The 15,098-nt window shown below is 74.1% G+C and carries 15 protein-coding genes; 3 read left to right on the top strand and 12 right to left on the bottom strand.

Annotated features, from left to right (window positions below):
• Nucleotides 1-14: 14 nt before the first annotated feature.
• Entirely contained in the window at nt 15-473 is a 459-nt protein-coding gene (locus KBX43_RS04135; RefSeq protein ID WP_210883310.1) for a hypothetical protein, read from the bottom strand.
• Nucleotides 474-621: 148 nt separating this feature from the next.
• Between KBX43_RS04135 and KBX43_RS04140 the strand changes: the two genes are divergently transcribed.
• Nucleotides 622-1,272: a 4a-hydroxytetrahydrobiopterin dehydratase gene (locus tag KBX43_RS04140; RefSeq protein WP_210883312.1), complete on the top strand. Its 651-nt coding sequence runs from the start codon at nt 622-624 to the stop codon at nt 1,270-1,272.
• A gap of 1 nt (nt 1,273) precedes the next feature.
• On the opposite strand, the gene KBX43_RS04145 is transcribed toward KBX43_RS04140, so the two are convergent.
• A complete protein-coding gene (locus KBX43_RS04145) occupies nt 1,274-1,972 on the bottom strand; it encodes a UdgX family uracil-DNA binding protein (protein ID WP_210883314.1) in 699 nt (232 codons plus the stop codon).
• Nucleotides 1,973-2,053: 81 nt separating this feature from the next.
• Nucleotides 2,054-3,391 (bottom strand): aminotransferase class I/II-fold pyridoxal phosphate-dependent enzyme, encoded by a 1,338-nt coding sequence (locus KBX43_RS04150; protein WP_210883321.1) that lies wholly within the window; start codon nt 3,389-3,391, stop codon nt 2,054-2,056.
• Nucleotides 3,392-3,429: 38 nt separating this feature from the next.
• Between KBX43_RS04150 and KBX43_RS04155 the strand changes: the two genes are divergently transcribed.
• Both KBX43_RS04155 and leuE read left to right on the top strand, forming a co-directional pair.
• The gene (locus KBX43_RS04155; protein WP_210883323.1) at nt 3,430-4,677 is read left to right on the top strand and encodes a bifunctional pyridoxamine 5'-phosphate oxidase family protein/GNAT family N-acetyltransferase; all 1,248 of its coding nucleotides are present in this window, start codon (nt 3,430-3,432) and stop codon (nt 4,675-4,677) included.
• On the top strand, nt 4,674-5,336 hold the full coding sequence (gene leuE / locus KBX43_RS04160; RefSeq protein ID WP_043325749.1) for a leucine efflux protein LeuE: 663 nt from the start codon (nt 4,674-4,676) through the stop codon (nt 5,334-5,336). Before KBX43_RS04155 ends, leuE begins: the two co-directional genes overlap by 4 nt.
• A 61-nt stretch (nt 5,337-5,397) precedes the next feature.
• Here the strand turns inward: leuE and KBX43_RS04165 are convergent, their stop codons facing one another.
• From KBX43_RS04165 to KBX43_RS04205, 9 genes are all read right to left on the bottom strand, one after another.
• Nucleotides 5,398-6,327: a sporulation protein gene (locus KBX43_RS04165; protein WP_043325751.1), complete on the bottom strand. Its 930-nt coding sequence runs from the start codon at nt 6,325-6,327 to the stop codon at nt 5,398-5,400.
• A 101-nt stretch (nt 6,328-6,428) separates the two neighbouring features.
• A complete protein-coding gene (locus tag KBX43_RS04170; RefSeq protein WP_209960432.1) occupies nt 6,429-7,493 on the bottom strand; it encodes a hemolysin family protein in 1,065 nt (354 codons plus the stop codon).
• Entirely contained in the window at nt 7,490-8,845 is a 1,356-nt protein-coding gene (locus tag KBX43_RS04175) for a hemolysin family protein (protein WP_210883331.1), read from the bottom strand. The genes KBX43_RS04170 and KBX43_RS04175 overlap by 4 nt, the downstream gene beginning before the upstream one ends.
• Nucleotides 8,846-9,008: 163 nt before the next feature.
• Nucleotides 9,009-9,344, bottom strand: coding sequence for a monovalent cation/H(+) antiporter subunit G (gene mnhG / locus KBX43_RS04180; protein WP_166455486.1), 336 nt, complete (start codon nt 9,342-9,344; stop codon nt 9,009-9,011).
• On the bottom strand, nt 9,341-9,604 hold the full coding sequence (locus KBX43_RS04185; RefSeq protein ID WP_043325758.1) for a monovalent cation/H+ antiporter complex subunit F: 264 nt from the start codon (nt 9,602-9,604) through the stop codon (nt 9,341-9,343). Before KBX43_RS04185 ends, mnhG begins: the two co-directional genes overlap by 4 nt.
• A complete protein-coding gene (locus KBX43_RS04190) occupies nt 9,601-10,251 on the bottom strand; it encodes a Na+/H+ antiporter subunit E (protein ID WP_209960431.1) in 651 nt (216 codons plus the stop codon). Before KBX43_RS04190 ends, KBX43_RS04185 begins: the two co-directional genes overlap by 4 nt.
• On the bottom strand, nt 10,248-11,753 hold the full coding sequence (locus tag KBX43_RS04195; protein ID WP_043325762.1) for a Na+/H+ antiporter subunit D: 1,506 nt from the start codon (nt 11,751-11,753) through the stop codon (nt 10,248-10,250). The genes KBX43_RS04190 and KBX43_RS04195 overlap by 4 nt, the downstream gene beginning before the upstream one ends.
• Entirely contained in the window at nt 11,750-12,229 is a 480-nt protein-coding gene (locus KBX43_RS04200) for a Na(+)/H(+) antiporter subunit C (RefSeq protein WP_043325764.1), read from the bottom strand. Before KBX43_RS04200 ends, KBX43_RS04195 begins: the two co-directional genes overlap by 4 nt.
• Nucleotides 12,226-15,060, bottom strand: a complete 2,835-nt coding sequence (locus KBX43_RS04205) for a Na+/H+ antiporter subunit A (RefSeq protein WP_166455487.1) — start codon at nt 15,058-15,060, stop codon at nt 12,226-12,228. The genes KBX43_RS04200 and KBX43_RS04205 overlap by 4 nt, the downstream gene beginning before the upstream one ends.
• Between the last annotated feature and the right edge of the window lie 38 nt (nt 15,061-15,098).

Here is a 15,098-nt window from a genome sequence, read left to right on the forward strand (position 1 = left end):
AAGTCTGGCACCGCTCACCCGCCCCGGACAGGGGCGAGCGCCGCTCGCAGCCGGCGCTCCCGCCAGCCGGTGCGTACGGCCACCGCCAGCACCACGACCAGGGCGAGCCCGAACCCGGCAGCGGTCGCTTCCCACCCGATGCGGACCGCGAGCACGATCAGCGGGCCGAGCAACACGACGCCACCGGCCGCCCCGAACAGCGCGCCCCGGCGTATCGCGGCGAGGTTGTCCGCCACCGCCGCACGCCCCTCCTCGTCGGCGGGCGGTTCGCCCCGCCGCAGCGCGGTCTCGGCGATCGCCCAGGCGGCGGCCCGCTCCGCCTCGGCGCCGCGTGGTTTCTGAAGCCAGTTCACCCCGAAGAACATGAACCCGTAAATCACCGCGCCCAGCCCGGCGCGGACCACCGCGACCTGCACGGACCCGTCCCGCTCCCAGAGCCGGATGGCCAGCCACACGGCTCCGGAGAACGCCATGGAGGTCACGTAGGGGCCGGGAGCGCCGAACCGGAGAAGCTCCACGCGAGGCCGGGGTTCCGCCATGCCGGAGCCGTACCCACACGCACCGTTGGGCAATCCTCTATGGAGGGTGGCGACCGGGCGAAGCGCAGGCCAGGATGGCCGGATGGGCACACTCACGGGGAAGCAGGTGGCCGAGGCCGGGCTGGACGGGTGGACGTACCTGCTGGGGGCATTGCAGACGCGCATCCGTACCCCCGATTTCGCGGCCGGGCTGGCGTTGGTGGCCGCGGTGGGCGCGGAGGCCGAGCGGGTCGATCATCATCCCGATCTGGACCTGCGCTACACCCACGTGGACGTGCGGCTGTGGTCGCACGACGTGGGCGGGGTGACGCAGCGTGACCTGCGGCTGGCCCGGTTCGTCTCGGGGCTGGCCGCGGACTCCGGGCTGACCCTGTCGGCCGCCGGGCTGGCCCGGCTGGAGCTCGCGCTCGACACCCCGGAGCACGCGGCGGTGCTGCCGTTCTGGCGGGCGGTGCTGGCGCCTGGCGCGCCGCCCGGCCCGGGCGCCGACGAGGTACGCGACCCGGACGGCGTGCTGCCCACGGTCTGGTTCCAGCGCTCCGGCCGGGACGAGCCCCGGCAGCGGTGGCATCCGGACGTGTGGGTCGACCCGGCCGAGGTGGACGCGCGCATCGCCGCCGCGCTGGCGGCCGGCGGGACGCTGGTCAGCGACGCGGAGGCGCCGAGCTTCTGGGTGCTGGCCGACCCGGACGGCAACCGGGTGTGCCTGTGCACCTGGCAGCAGCGCGCCTGACTCAGCGCAGCGCCTTGGCGGCCACCTTCAGGTCGGCGACCAGGCCCTCGTATGCGACGTCCTGGTTGTCGGCGCGCAGCACCGCCGACGGGTGGATGGTGGCGAGCAGCCGGGCCGCCGGGGCGTCGGCGACCGCGCCCGTCCGGTCCACCGGCACCCGTTCGAAGTCCTCCGGGCGCTGGGCGGCGGCGGGCCAGGGCAGCAGCTCGCCGCGTTGCTTCGTCACCCGGAAGCTCGGGCCGAGCAGCGCCTTGGCGGCGGTGGCGCCGAGCACCACCACGATCTCCGGGCGCAGCCGGGCGAACTCGGCGACCAGCCAGGGCCGGCAGGCGGTGACGTGCACCCGGTCCGGGGTCTGGTGGATGCGCCGATTGCCGCGCAGCTCGAACCGGAAGTGCTTCACCGCGTTTGTGAGGTAGATCTGGGCCGGGTCGAGCGCCGCGTCGTCGACGGCCTTGCGCAGCAGACGCCCGGCCGGGCCGACGAACGGCAGGCCCTTCTGGTCCTCGATGTCACCCGGCTGTTCGCCGACGAAGACCACGCGCGCGTGCTCGTCGCCGCGGCCGAAGACGGTCTGGGTGGCGTCCCGGTACAGCTCGCAGCCCCGGCAGTCGCCCGCCGCGGCGCGCAGTTCGTCGATGGTGTCCGCCGACGGCGGGATGAACTCCTGCGCTCCGGGTGCGCTCTCGGTCTCGGCCATGCCGATCGTTCTACCCCGTCCGGCGGCGCGCACGCGAGTGGCCCGCCGCGCTCGCCCGGAGGTGTTAAGAAGGGGCCCCTCCTATACCGAATGCGTTAAGAAGGGGCCCTTCCTTCCGGCGGTGAGCGCGTCGGCGAGCGCGGGGATGTCGGCCTCGTCCAGCGCGCTCACCGAGACGCGCACGGCGGGGCCGGCCGCGATCCGGTAGAGCCGGCCGGGCGCCACGGCCCATCCGGCGTCGCGCAGCGTCGTGACCGTCACCGTCTCGTCGGGCACCGGCACCCAGACGTTGATCCCGGTACGCCCGTGCGCGGCCACCCCGCGCGCGGCAAGCGCGGCCACCAGCCCGTCGCGCCGCCGGTCGTAGCTGTCCGCCGCGCGCCGTACCAGCCCGGCGGTGGCCGGGTCGCGCCAGAGCGACACGACCAGCCGTTGCAGCACCGTGGACACCCAGCCGGCGCCGACCCGCGCCCGGCCGGCCACCCGGGCCACTGTGGCCTCGTCGCCGGCCAGCACCGCGAGCCGCAGGTCGGGCCCGTAGGGCTTGCTCACCGACCGGACGAACGCCCACGCCGGGGTCGCCCCGGCGAGCGGATGCAGGGGTACGCGGGCCAGCTCGGCGGCGTGGTCGTCCTCGATCAGCAGCAGGTCGGCGCGGCCGTCCAGCAGTGTCCGCAGCGCGTCGGCCCGGTCGGTGGAGACGGCCGCGCCGGTCGGGTTCTGCGCCCGGCTGGTCACGACGAGCGCCCGGACCCCGGCGGCCAGCGCCGCGCGGACGCCGCCGACTGTGGGGCCGTCGTCGTCCACCGGCACCCCGACGGTACGCAGCCCGAGCGCGGCGATCAGGTCGAGCAGGTTGGCCCAGCCCGGGTCCTCCACCGCCACCGCGTCGCCGGGGCGCAGGTGCGCGGCGAGCAGCCGTTCGATGCCGTCGAGCGCGCCGCCGGTGACTGTGAGCTCGCCGGCCGGGACCCCGTCCGCGGCGAGCCGGTCCGTCGCCAGGGCGGCCAGGTCGGGCAGCACGGCGTCGGTGGCGTACCCGCCGGGGGGTCCGATGTCGGCGGCGAGCGCGGCGAGGTGCGGCCCGAGCGGGGGCAGCAGCCGGGGGTCGGGCTGGCCGGCGGAGACGTCGCGGCCGCCGGGCAGCGGCGGGGGCAGCAGCGCGGCGCGGCGGGCGGCCACCGGTGGGCGGGGGCGGACCCGGGTGCCGTGCCGGCCGGCGGTCGCGACCAGGCCACGTTGCCGCAGTTCCTGGTACGCCTTCGCGACGGTGGCCGGGCTGACGCCGAGGTCGGCGGCGAGCGCCCGGACGGCGGGCAGCGCGTCGCCCGGCGCGAGGTCACCGCTGCGGATGCCCGATTCGACGCTGGCCGAAATCGCGGCGGAGGTCGAGCCGGTGACCTGATAATGTGCTGCCACAGTTTTGGAATTGTACTAGAACAAAGGTGGGATGTCACATGTACCCTCCGACCCCCCGCACCACGGCCAGCCGCGTCCGCGACCGGATGCGCTACGACGCGGCCACCGCGCACGCGCTGCTCGACGAGGCGTACCACTGCGCGCTGTCGTTCACCGTCGACGGCGAGCCGCGCGTCCTGCCGACCCTGCACGTGCGCGTCGGCGACACGCTCTACCTGCACGGCTCCACCGGCAGCCGGCCACTGCTGGCCGCCCGGGGCGAGGCCGGGCTGCCGGTCTGCGTCGCCGTCACCCACCTCGACGGGCTGGTCTACGCCCGGTCGCAGTTCCACCACAGCGCCAACTACCGGTCCGTGGTGGCGCACGGCACCGCCCGGCTGGTCGAGGACGCGGACGAGAAGGCGGCGGTGATGACCGCGCTGATCGAGAAGGTGGCCACCGGGCGCTCCGCCGAGAGCCGCCCGCCGAACCGGCGCGAGCTGGCCGAGACGGCGGTGCTGGCGCTGCCGCTGCGGGAAGTGTCGGTACGGGTGCGCACCGGCGGAGTCAACGACGACCCGGCCGACGAGGCGCTGCCGTACTGGGCCGGTGTGGTGCCGCTGCGGCTCACGCCGGGCCGCCCCGAGCCCGCCCCCGGAGTGAGCGCGCCGGTGCCGGCGTACCTGCGGGCGGCCCGCTCGCCGTGGCACGAGCCGGCGGTGCTGCGCGGCGAGCACGTGGTGCTGGAGCCGCTCGACCTCGCCCACGCCGACGAGCTGCACGCCGCCACCGACGACCCGCAGGTGTGGCAGCACCTGGGCGGTACGCGGCCGGCCGACGCCGACGAGATGCGCCGGGTGATCGGCGGCTACCTGGACGCGCAGGAGCGCGGCGAGCAGGTGTGCTGGGCGCAGCGCTGCGCCACCACCGGCGCGGTCATCGGCACCACCTCGTACTACGAGATCGACCCGGTACGCCGGTCGCTGGCGATCGGCTACACCTGGCTGGGCCGCCCCTGGTGGCGTACCGGCGTCAACACCGAGGCGAAGCTGCTGCTGCTGGGCCGCGCCTTCGACGAGCTGGACGCGGTGCGCGTGGTCTGGCACACCGACATCCGCAACGAGCGCTCCCAGCGAGCCATCGAACGGCTCGGCGCGAGCCGGGAGGGCGTGCTGCGGCAGCACAAGCAGCGCGCCGACGGCTCCTGGCGGGACACCGTGCAGTACTCCATGCTCGCGCAGGAGTGGCCGAGCGCACAGGCCAGCCTGCGGGAACGTCTTCGCGCGGCGGCCCCCGTGGCGTCATGATGTCCGGCGTGCTGGGGATCACCGACATCTGGACGTACGTGCTGGGCACCGTGGCGATCGTGCTGCTGCCCGGACCGAACTCGCTCTTCGTGCTGGCCACCGCCGCCCGCCGGGGCGTGGCCACCGGTTACCGGGCCGCCGCCGGGGTGTTCGTCGGCGACGCGGTGCTGATGTTCCTCTCCGCCGCCGGGGTGGCCTCGCTGCTCCAGGCGTACCCGCCGCTCTACCTGGTGATCAAGTACGCCGGCGCGGCGTACCTCGGGTGGTTGGGGCTGGCCATGCTGCGCGGCGCGTGGCGGCGCTGGCGCGACCGCAACGACCCGGCCACGCCGCGCCTGATCGACGAGGTCGAGCCGGCCGGGCCGCAGGAGCCGTTCCGGCGGGCGCTGGTGATCAGCCTGCTCAACCCGAAGGCGATCCTGTTCTTCGTCTCGTTCTTCATCCAGTTCGTCGACCCCGGGTACGCCTGGCCGGCGCTGTCGTTCCTGCTGCTCGGGCTGATCGCGCAGGTCGCCAGCGCGCTCTACCTGACCGCGCTGATCTTCACCGGCACGTTCCTGGCGGCCCAGTTCCGGCAGCGCCGTCGGCTGGCCGCGACCGGGACCACGGCGGTGGCGATGCTGTTCCTCGGCTTCAGCCTCAAGCTCGCCGCCGGCTGAGGTGTAAGGAAGGGCCCCTTCTTAACGCCTCCGGCATAGGAAGGGCCCCTTCTTAACAAGATCACGTGCCGTCGCCCCCACCGCCACCGCCGCCGATGCCCGCGCCGCCGGCCGTGCCGCCGAGCCCGTAGCCGGGCGCGACCGGCCGGTCGGGCGGGCGGCTGACGTGCGCCGACTCGCGGATCGTGGCCGACCAGTCGGCGTGCGCCGCCGCTGCCGCGTGCCGGTCGATGGCGTGCCGCAGCCAGCCGTCCACAGTCGCCACCCAGTCCCGCTGGTCGGCACCGGCGTGCCAGATCCGGAACCGGCTGATGCTCTGGTGGGTGATCCCGGCCAGGGAGAGCCGCCGGTCCAGCCAGAGCAGCACCTCCATGCCGGCCGAGTCGGTCAGCATGATCATTTCGAGTTCGGTCATCGGGCCGGCGTAGAGCGGGGCGGCCCAGAAGCCGTACCACTGCTGGAACGGCAGCGTCTGCTCCACCCCCGGCAGGCGTCCCTCGCGCAGCCCGGCCTGCCGGATCGCGAAGCCGAGCGTGTCCAGCGCGGCGAGCACGTGCTCCTGGGAGGGCAGCGGGTGGATCAGCACCGGCACCATCGCGCCCTGGTCGACCTCCGGATCCACCGACACCTCGGTGCGCAGCCCGGTACGCAGGCTCAGCAGCGGCACCCCGCCGTACGTGGTCACCGGTGACTCCCACGGCAGCGGCACGGCGAACTCGACGGCGCGCCGTCGTCCGGCCGGCACCACGAACCGGCCCGCGATCGTCCACGTCTGGAACTGCACCAGGCGGCGCGGCGCCTCCGGGTCCTCCGGTTCGACCTGGGTGACCAGGCCGAGCCGGATGTGCCGGACCGGTACGTCCGATCCGCCGGCGCTGAGCGTCACCCGGCCCGGCAGGCGCAGGCCCGGCCGGGTGCTCGGATTGGGCAGCGTGGTGCTCACCGAGAGCCCCGTCCAGGCGGAGTCCCGCGACACCCCGGTCAACCGCATGCCGGGGCATTCCCGCTGCCCGCCGGGCCATGCCCGGCGGAACGGACGCCGGCCCGGCGAGGTGGTCTCCCACCTCGCCGGGCCGGTACGGATCATGACGGTCAGCGCATCCGGCGGCCTCGCGGCACCGGGTCGGTCTCGTCGTCGAACTCGCCGATGACCTCCTCCAAGAGGTCCTCCAGCGCGACGAACCCGATGGGCCGGGTCGGCCCGCCACCGTTGCTCACCAGCGCGAGCTGCGCCTGCTGCGCCCGCATGGCGGCCACCGCCTCGGTCACCGACGCCTCGGCCGGCAGCGTGAAGGCGTTGGTCATCAGCTCGTCCGCGGTCGCCGGGCGGCCGGTGGTGACGGCACGCACCGCCTCGCGTACGTGCACCAGGCCGCACACCTCGCCACCGGCGTCGACCACGGCGAGCCGGGACCGGCCGCTGTCGCGGGAGACGTGCTCGATCCGCTCGGCGGTCTCGCCGCGGCCCACCGTGACGATCCGGTCGAACGGCTCCATCACCTGCGCCACAGTGGTGCCCTGAAGCTCCAGCATGCTGCTGAGCAGCTGGTGCTGCTCGGCGCCGAGCAGCCCGTGCTCCCGGGACTGCTCCAGCAGGATGCGCAGCTCGTCCGGGCCGTGCACCTGGGCGAGCTGGTCCTGCTGCTGCACGCCGAACAGCCGCAGCATCGCGTTGGCGAGCCCGTTGAGCACGGAGAGCACCGGCCGGACGATCCGGGCGAAGGCCCGGAACGGCAGCGCCAGCAGCGTCGCCGAACGCTCGGCGTCGGTGATCGCCCACGACTTCGGGGCCATCTCGCCGACCACCAGGTGCAGGAACGTCACCAGGGACAGCGCGAACACCAGCGCGACCACGTGGCTGGCCGCGGTGGGCAGGCCGACCGCGTGCAGCAGCGGGCTGATGAGCCGTTCGATGGCCGGTTCGGCCAGCGCGCCCAGACCCAGCGTGCACAGCGTGATGCCGAGCTGCGCGCCGGCCAGCATGAGGCTCAGCTCGCGGACGCCGTCGAGCGCCGCGCGGGCGGCCCGGCCGCCACCGGCGGCCGACTGCTCCAGCCGGTACCGCTTGGCCGCGACGAGCGCGAACTCGGCGGCCACGAAGAATCCGTTGAGCGCGAGCAGCACCACGGAGAAGAACAACGCGAACCCGGGGGTCATGCCGCTCCCTCCCCGGACACGTCGGCGGTGGACCGCAGCCGTACCGAGTCGGCCACGTGCCGGTCCACGGCGAGCACCTCGACCAGCACCCGCGGGCCGGAGGCCGGCTCGTCGCCGTCGGCGGCGACCGCGATCTCCAGCCGGTCACCGACCTCGGGCACCCGGCCCAGCTCCCGCATCACCAGACCGGAGAGCGTGTCGTACTCGGGCGCCTCGGGCAGCTCGATGCCGGTGCTGTCGGCGACCTCGTCGATGCGCCAGCGCGCCGGGACGACCCAGGAGCCGTCCTCCTGCCGCGCCGCGGCCCGGTCCGGCGGGTCGTCCTCGTCGCGGATCGGCCCGACCAGCTCCTCGGCCAGGTCCTCCAGCGTGATCACGCCGGCGAAGCCGCCGTACTCGTCGACCACGCAGGCGAGCTGCCGGTGCCCGGACCGCAGCCGGTCGAGCACCGTCGGCAGCGGCAGCGTCTCGGGCACCAGCAACGGGGGTACGGCCACCGCGTCGACCCGGGTGGTCGCGCGCTGCGCCGGGGGCACCCCGAGCACGTCGGCGATGCCGACCACGCCGATCAGGTCGTCGACGCCCTCGGCGCCGCGCACCGGGAACCGGGAGTGGCCGGTGTCCAGCAGCTCGACGATGCGGCTGACCGGCTCGTCGGCCCGCACGGTGTGCACGTCGACGCGGGGCACCATCGCCTCGCCGGCGGTCAGCTCCCGGAAGTCCAGGCCCCGGTCCAGCAGGTCGGACATCTCGGCGTCGAGGTGCCCCTCCTCCCGGGACTCGGCGATGATCTGCTCCAGGTCCTGCGGGGTGGCGCCGCTGGGCAGCTCCTCGATCGGCTCGATGCCGATGCGGCGGAGCAGCCGTACCGCGGCCCGGTCGAAGAGCGTGATCAGCGGGCCGGCGATCTTCAGGTACATCAGGGTGGACCGGGACAGCGCCCGGGCCAGCGGCTCGGCGCGGGCGATGGCCAGGTTCTTCGGGGCCAGCTCACCCAGGACCATCTGCACCACTGTGGCGATGACCAGGGCCAGCGCCACCGACAGCGGCAACGCCACCGCGCTGGAGATGCCGGTGAGGCCGAGCAGGTCGGCCAGCCCGGCGCCGAGGAACGGCTCGGCGACGTAACCGACGAGCAGGGCGGTCACGGTGATGCCCAGTTGGGCGCCGGACAGCATGAACGAGAGCCGCGCGGTGACCTCCAGGGCCCGGGCCGCGGCACGATCGCCACCGTCGGCGAGCTGCTTGAGCTTGCCCCGGTCCACGGCGACGTAACCGAACTCCTGGGCCACGAAGTAACCGGTGGCGGCGGTGAGCACGATGATGAGAAGGAGACCGACGAGGATCAGCACGGGAGGTTCAGTGCTCCCGGGGTCGTCGGGGAGGGAATTCGCCGGGTATGACCCGGCCGGCTACTGCTGCCCTCCGGGGCAGGAGAGTCGATCATGCGGCCCATTTTATCGGTACCGGCTGGACGTCCGCTGAGGGTGCCGGGAACCCTCCCCCACGTCCGGTTCACCGCCCGGCGAGCTCGTCCACGTCCAGCAGGCTCCGGTCGACCCGGCCGGACCGGTAGGCCGCCCGGCCGATCATCTGCGCCGCCACCGGCGCGGTGGAGAGCTGGAAGATCGCCACCAGGACCAGCATGCCCAGGTCCGAGGGGGTACGCAGACGCAGCGCCAGCCCGGCCAGCAGCAGCAGGACGCCCAGCACCTGCGGCTTGGTGGCCGTGTGCATCCGGTCCAGCACGTCCGGGAAGCGGACCAGCCCGATGCCGGCGATCAGCCCCAGCACCGCCCCGGCCAGCAGCAGCGCTCCACCCGCCCAGTCCGCGACGGCAGCGACGCTCACGATTCACCCCGGACCGCGAAGCGCACCAGCGACACCGAACCGATGAAGCCGAGCAGGGAGAGCACCACGAGCACGGGCAGCGTGGTGGCATGCCGGTTCACGGCGGCCTCCGCCCCCACCGCGGCGAGCATCGCCGTCAGCAGCAGGTCGGCGCCGACGACCCGGTCGAGCAGGGACGGGCCGCGGTAGATGCGGGCCAGGGCGAGCAGCGCGGTGGCCGAGAGCAGCACGGTGAGCGCGACGGCGAGCAGGACTGTCACGGGTGGTTCCTCCGTTCGGCGGGTTCGAGGTCGAGCCGGCGTACCTCGGCGGGAGATCCGATGGCGCGGACGATGCGCCGTTCGACGGCGAGCACGCGCTCGCGGCTGCCGGTGATGTCCTCGGGGCCGCGCACGTCGAGCACGTGCACGTAGAGCACGCCCGCGGCCCGGTCGACGTCGATGATCAGCGTGCCCGGCACCAGCGAGATCACCTCGGCGGTGAGCGCCAGGTTGAGGTCGGTACGCACGCGCAGCGGCACCGCGATGATGGCGCCGCGCGGGCGGTAACCGAAGCGCAGCGCCACGGCGGCCACGTGCAGGCTGGCGCTCACCAGCTCCGCGATGAAGGTGATCAGGAAGACCAGCAGCGCGCGGGGGCGGAACCGGCCGCCGAACGTGACCGGCGGCAGCGGGAAGAACAGCAGCACGGCCGCGCCGACCACCAGCCCGGCGATGAGGTTGCCCACTGACACGTCGCCCCACAGCAGCAGCCACGCGGCGACCAGCCAGCCGAGCGCGAGCGCCTGGTCGCGGCGCCGCCCACCCCGGCCCACCACCTGAATCGGCACGTCGGGCTCGGGCGCGGCCCGGGGTACGCCGGTCGGCTCCCCGGTCGCGCCCCCGCCCGGGGGCAGGTCGTCGGTCATGGCACGTCCCGGGGCAGGACCGCCCGCACGTACGGGGTGCGTTCGCGCAGGTCGGTGGCCGCGTTCGAGGTGACCTGGAACAGCGGCCCGGCCGCCAGCGTGAACAGCACGCCGAGCGCGACCAGGGCGGTGGTGGCGCCGACCATCAGGCCGGGCAGCCGGGCCGGCACGGTGGTGGAGGCCAGCCGGGGCGCCCGCCAGAACGCGATGTTCCACACCCGGGAGGCCGCGTAGAGCGTGAGCAGGCTGGTCAGCGTGCCGGCCCCGACCAGCACGGCGGGCAGCGTCCCGCCCGCCGCCACGCCGGCCTGGAGCAGACCCAGCTTGCCGAGGAAGCCGGAGAACGGCGGGATGCCCGCCAGGTTCATCGCCGGGACGAAGAAGAGCACGCCGAGCATCGGGGCGACCCGCGCCAGCCCGCCGATACGGCGCAGGTCGGTGCTGCCCGCCCGCTCCTCGACCAGGCCGGCGACCAGGAACAGCGTGGTCTGGATGGTGATGTGGTGCACCACGTAGAAGATCGCCCCGGACAGGCCGGCGACGCTGCTCAGCGCCACCCCGAAGATCATGTAACCGATGTGGCTGACCAGCGTGAACGACAGCAGCCGCTTCAGGTCCGACTGGGCCACCGCACCGAGGATGCCGACCACCATGGTCAGGCCGGCCACCACCATCAGCAGGCCGGCGACCTGGCCGCCGGGGAACAGCAGCGTCTCGGTGCGGATGATCGCGTACACGCCGACCTTGGTGAGCAGGCCGGCGAAGACAGCGGTCACCGGCGCGGGCGCGGTCGGGTAGCTGTCCGGCAACCACGCCGACAGCGGGAACACCGCCGCCTTGATCCCGAACGCGAGCAGCAGCATCAGTTGCAGCGTCAGGCGTACGCCCGACGGCAGCGCGTCCAGCCGGCCGGCGAGCTGCGCCATGTTCAGCGTGCCGGTGGCGGCGTACACCAGCCCCACCGCGGACAGGAACAGCAGCGACGACAGGATGCTGACCACCACGTACGTCGATCCGGTGCGCAGCCGCACCTCGGTGCCGCCCAGCGTGATCAGCACGAAGCTCGCGGCGAGCAGGATCTCGAAGCCGACGAAGAGGTTGAACAGGTCCCCGGCCAGGAAGGCGTTCGTCACGCCCGCGGTGAGCACCAGGTACGTGGGGTGGTAGATGCTCACCGGCGCGGTCTCGCCGGTCTCCCCCCGGCCCTGGCCGATCGAGTAGAGCAGCACGCACAAGGTCACCGCTGAGGAGACCAGCACCATCAGCGCCGCCAGCTGGTCGGCCACCAGCACGATGCCCACCGGCGCCGGCCAGCCGCCCACCTGCACCACCACCGGCCCGAACCGGTACGCCTCGACCAGCAGCACCGCCGCCACCACCAGGACGCTGGACAGGCAGAGCACGCTTATCGACCGCTGCAGGCGGGGCCGCCCGGACAGCAGGAGGGTGAGCGCCGCGCCGAGCAGCGGCACCACCACCGGCAGCGGCACGAGCCCGCTCATGTCTCACCGTCCCGGCGCAGCCGCCGGCGGGCCGGCTCCGGGTCCACCTGCTCCGGGTCGTCGTCCGGGCCCTCGCCGCCGTGGTCCGCGGTCGACACCTCGTTACTCTCGGCGAGCCGGACGATCTGCCGGTCCTCCAGGTCGTCCTGCACCTCGTCGTCGCCGCTGGTGTACCAGCTGCGGTACGCGACGGCGAGCAGGAACGCGGTCAGCCCGAACGTGATCACCACTGCGGTGAGCACCATGGCCTGGGGCAGCGCGTCGCTCATCTCACCCTGCGGGGAGGAGCCCACGAACGGTGCGGCGCCGGCTCGCCCGCCGAGCAGGATGAGCAGGTTCACGCCGTTGCCGAGCAGGATGATGCCGAGCAGGATCCGGGTCAGGCTGCGTTCCAGCAGCAACGTGACACCGGCGGCGACGAGCACCCCGACCGCCAGCACCAGCACCAGCGTCGGACCGGCCGCCCCCCTGGTCATGTCGGGCCGTCCCGCTGGACGATCAACCCGCGCCCCGCCTCACCGGCGGCCTCCACGTGCCGGTCCACCTCGGCGCCCAGGCTGCGCAGGATGTCCAGCACCAGCCCGACCACCACCAGGTAGACGCCGATGTCGAAGAAGAGCGACGTGACCAGGTAGAAGTCGCCGATCACCGGCAGCCACAGGCCGACCTTGACGCTCTGCAGCACGTCGCCGGTCAGCGCCAGCCCGAGCACCCCGCTGCCGACCGAGATGCCCAGACCCGCGCCGAGCACGGTGCCGGCCCCGACCGGTGCCGCCTCGGCCAGCTCGTACCGGCCGCCGGCCAGATAGCGCAGGGCCAGCGCGAGGCCCGCCACCAGGCCGCCGGCGAAACCACCACCGGGGGCGTTGTGCCCGGAGAAGAGCAGGAACAGCGAGAAGATCAGTACGGTGTGGAAGATCAGCCGGGTGACCACCTCGAACACGATCGAGCGCCGCCGCTCCGGCAGCGTCTGCCCGCCGCGCAGCCACACCGTGCGCCGGTCACCGGCGCGCATCGCGACCGGCCGCGGGCGGCGCGGACGCGGCCCGGTGCGGGAACGCTCGTAGATCAGGCTGGCCACACCGGTCGCGGTCACCACGAGCACCGAGATCTCCCCCATGGTGTCCCAGGCCCGGATGTCCACCAGGGTCACGTTCACGACGTTGCGGCCGTACCCCTCGACGAGGGCGAGCTGGGGGAAGTCGGCGGAGATCGACGGCGCCCGGCGCGCTCCGGCCGCGGTCAGCGCCAGGCCGGCCATCACCACGCCGGCGGCGATCCCGATGCCGCGCCGCACCCAGCGGCTGCGGCGCAGCGGACGGGCCGAGAAGCGTTCCGGCAGCCGGCGCAGCACCAGCACGAACACGGCGATCGTGGCGGTCTCCACCAGGAACTGGGTCAGCGCCACGTCCGGCGCGCCGTAGAGGACGAACATCATCGCGGTGCCGTAGCCGGTGACCCCGACCAGCAGCATCGCGGTGAGCCGGCGACGCGCGCCGACCGCGAGCAGCGCAGCCACCGCGATCACCACGGCGACCACGAGCTGGGCCGGGTTGTCCCACACCGCCAGCTCGACCCGCCACGGCGCGGTGGCGAGCATCGCCCCGCCGGGCACGAACACCAGCGCGAGCAGCACCGTACCGAGGTACTGCGGCAGCGAGCCGCGCTGGGTGGCGCCGGTGACCTCGATGGCGAGCCGGTCGAAGCCGTGCGTCACCCACTCGTACCCCTGGTTGCCGCTCACCGGCGAGCGCAGCCGCGCCAGCGCGGGCGCGAGCGGGCCGCGGACCAGGTGCAGCGCCGCGCCGCCGGCCAGCACGAGGGCGGAGAGGCCGAGCGCCGCGGTCGGCCCGTGCCAGAGCGCCAGATGCTCCTCGACCGGTCCGAACAACTCCGCGTACGGCTCGAACAGGCCGCTCAGCCACCCGGCGGCCGGACCGGCGGCGAGCCCGGCCACGGCGAGCAGCGCCGGGGGTACGAGCATCACGGCCGGTGGCCGGGCCACCTCCGTGTCCGCGACGCCGGGCCGGGTCCCGAACGCGCCCCAGACGAACCTGATGCTGTACGCGACGGTGAGCGCGCTGCCGGCCACCAGCACGGCGAGCACGAACGGGTCGCCGGTGAACGCGGCGAGCACCGACTCCTTGGCCACGAACCCCAGCAGCGGCGGCACGCCGGCCATCGAGGCGGCGGCGAGCGTGGCGACGATCGCCAGCAGCGGCGCGGCCCGGCCCACCCCGGACAGGTCCCGCAGGTCACGGGTGCCCGCCTCGTGGTCGAGGATGCCGACGACCAGGAACAGCGCCGCCTTGAACAGCGCGTGCGCCGCCAGCATCGCCACGCCGGCCAGCGCCGCCTTCGGGGTGCCCGCCCCGAACAGCACGGCGAGCAGTCCGAGTTGGCTGACCGTGCCGTACGCCAGCAACAGCTTCAGGTCGGTCTGCCGCAGCGCCGCCCAGCCGCCCAGGACCAGCGAGAGCAGCCCGGCGACGACGGTGACCGGCCGCCACGGTCCGGCCGCAGCGAGCGCCGGGCCGAGCAGTCCGATGAGGAAGATGCCGGCCTTCACCATGGCCGCCGCGTGCAGGTACGCGCTGACCGGTGTCGGCGCGGCCATCGCCACCGGCAGCCAGGCGTTGAACGGGAACACCGCCGACTTCGCCAGCGCGCCGGCGAGGACGAGCAGCACCGCCAGCGCCAGGTATCCGCCGCCGGGCAGCGGCGCGGACGCCACCGACGACCAGCGGTAGCCACCCGCGTGGTGACCGAGCATCAGGAACCCGACGAGCATCGCCAGGCCGCCCAGCGTGGTCACGGTGAGCGCCTGCGCGGCCGCCCACCGGCTGGACCGGCGCTCGGTGCTGTGCCCGATCAGCAGGTACGAGAAGACGGTGGTCAGTTCCCAGAAGACGTAGAGCAGCAGCAGGTCGTCGGAGACGACGAGGCCGAGCATCGCCCCGGCGAAGGCGACCATGACGGCGGCGAACCGGGCCAGCCCGACCGACCCGGGTTCGAAGTAGCGGGCGGAGTAGACGAGCACCAGCGCGCCGACGCCACCGACCAGCAGCAGCATCAGCCAGGACAGCGTGGTGACCCGCAGCGCCACGTCGAACTGCAGCTCCGGGATCCACTGGTACGTCTCGACGACCGCGCCGCCGTCGCGTACCGCCCCGGTGTGGGCCGCCGCCCAGACCGCGGTGGCGGCCGGGGCGAGCGCGAGCAGCAGGCAGGCGCGTGGACCCCACCGGCGGACCAGCAGCGGGGCGAGCAGCGCCGCCACCAGGTGCACGATCAGCAGGACGAGCACGCGTACTCCCGGTCGAGGTGACAGCGCGCCGGAACACG

Origin of the sequence: Micromonospora sp. C41 (assembly GCF_018070485.1) — a bacterium.
Taxonomy (GTDB): Bacteria; Actinomycetota; Actinomycetes; order Mycobacteriales; family Micromonosporaceae; genus Micromonospora; species Micromonospora chalcea.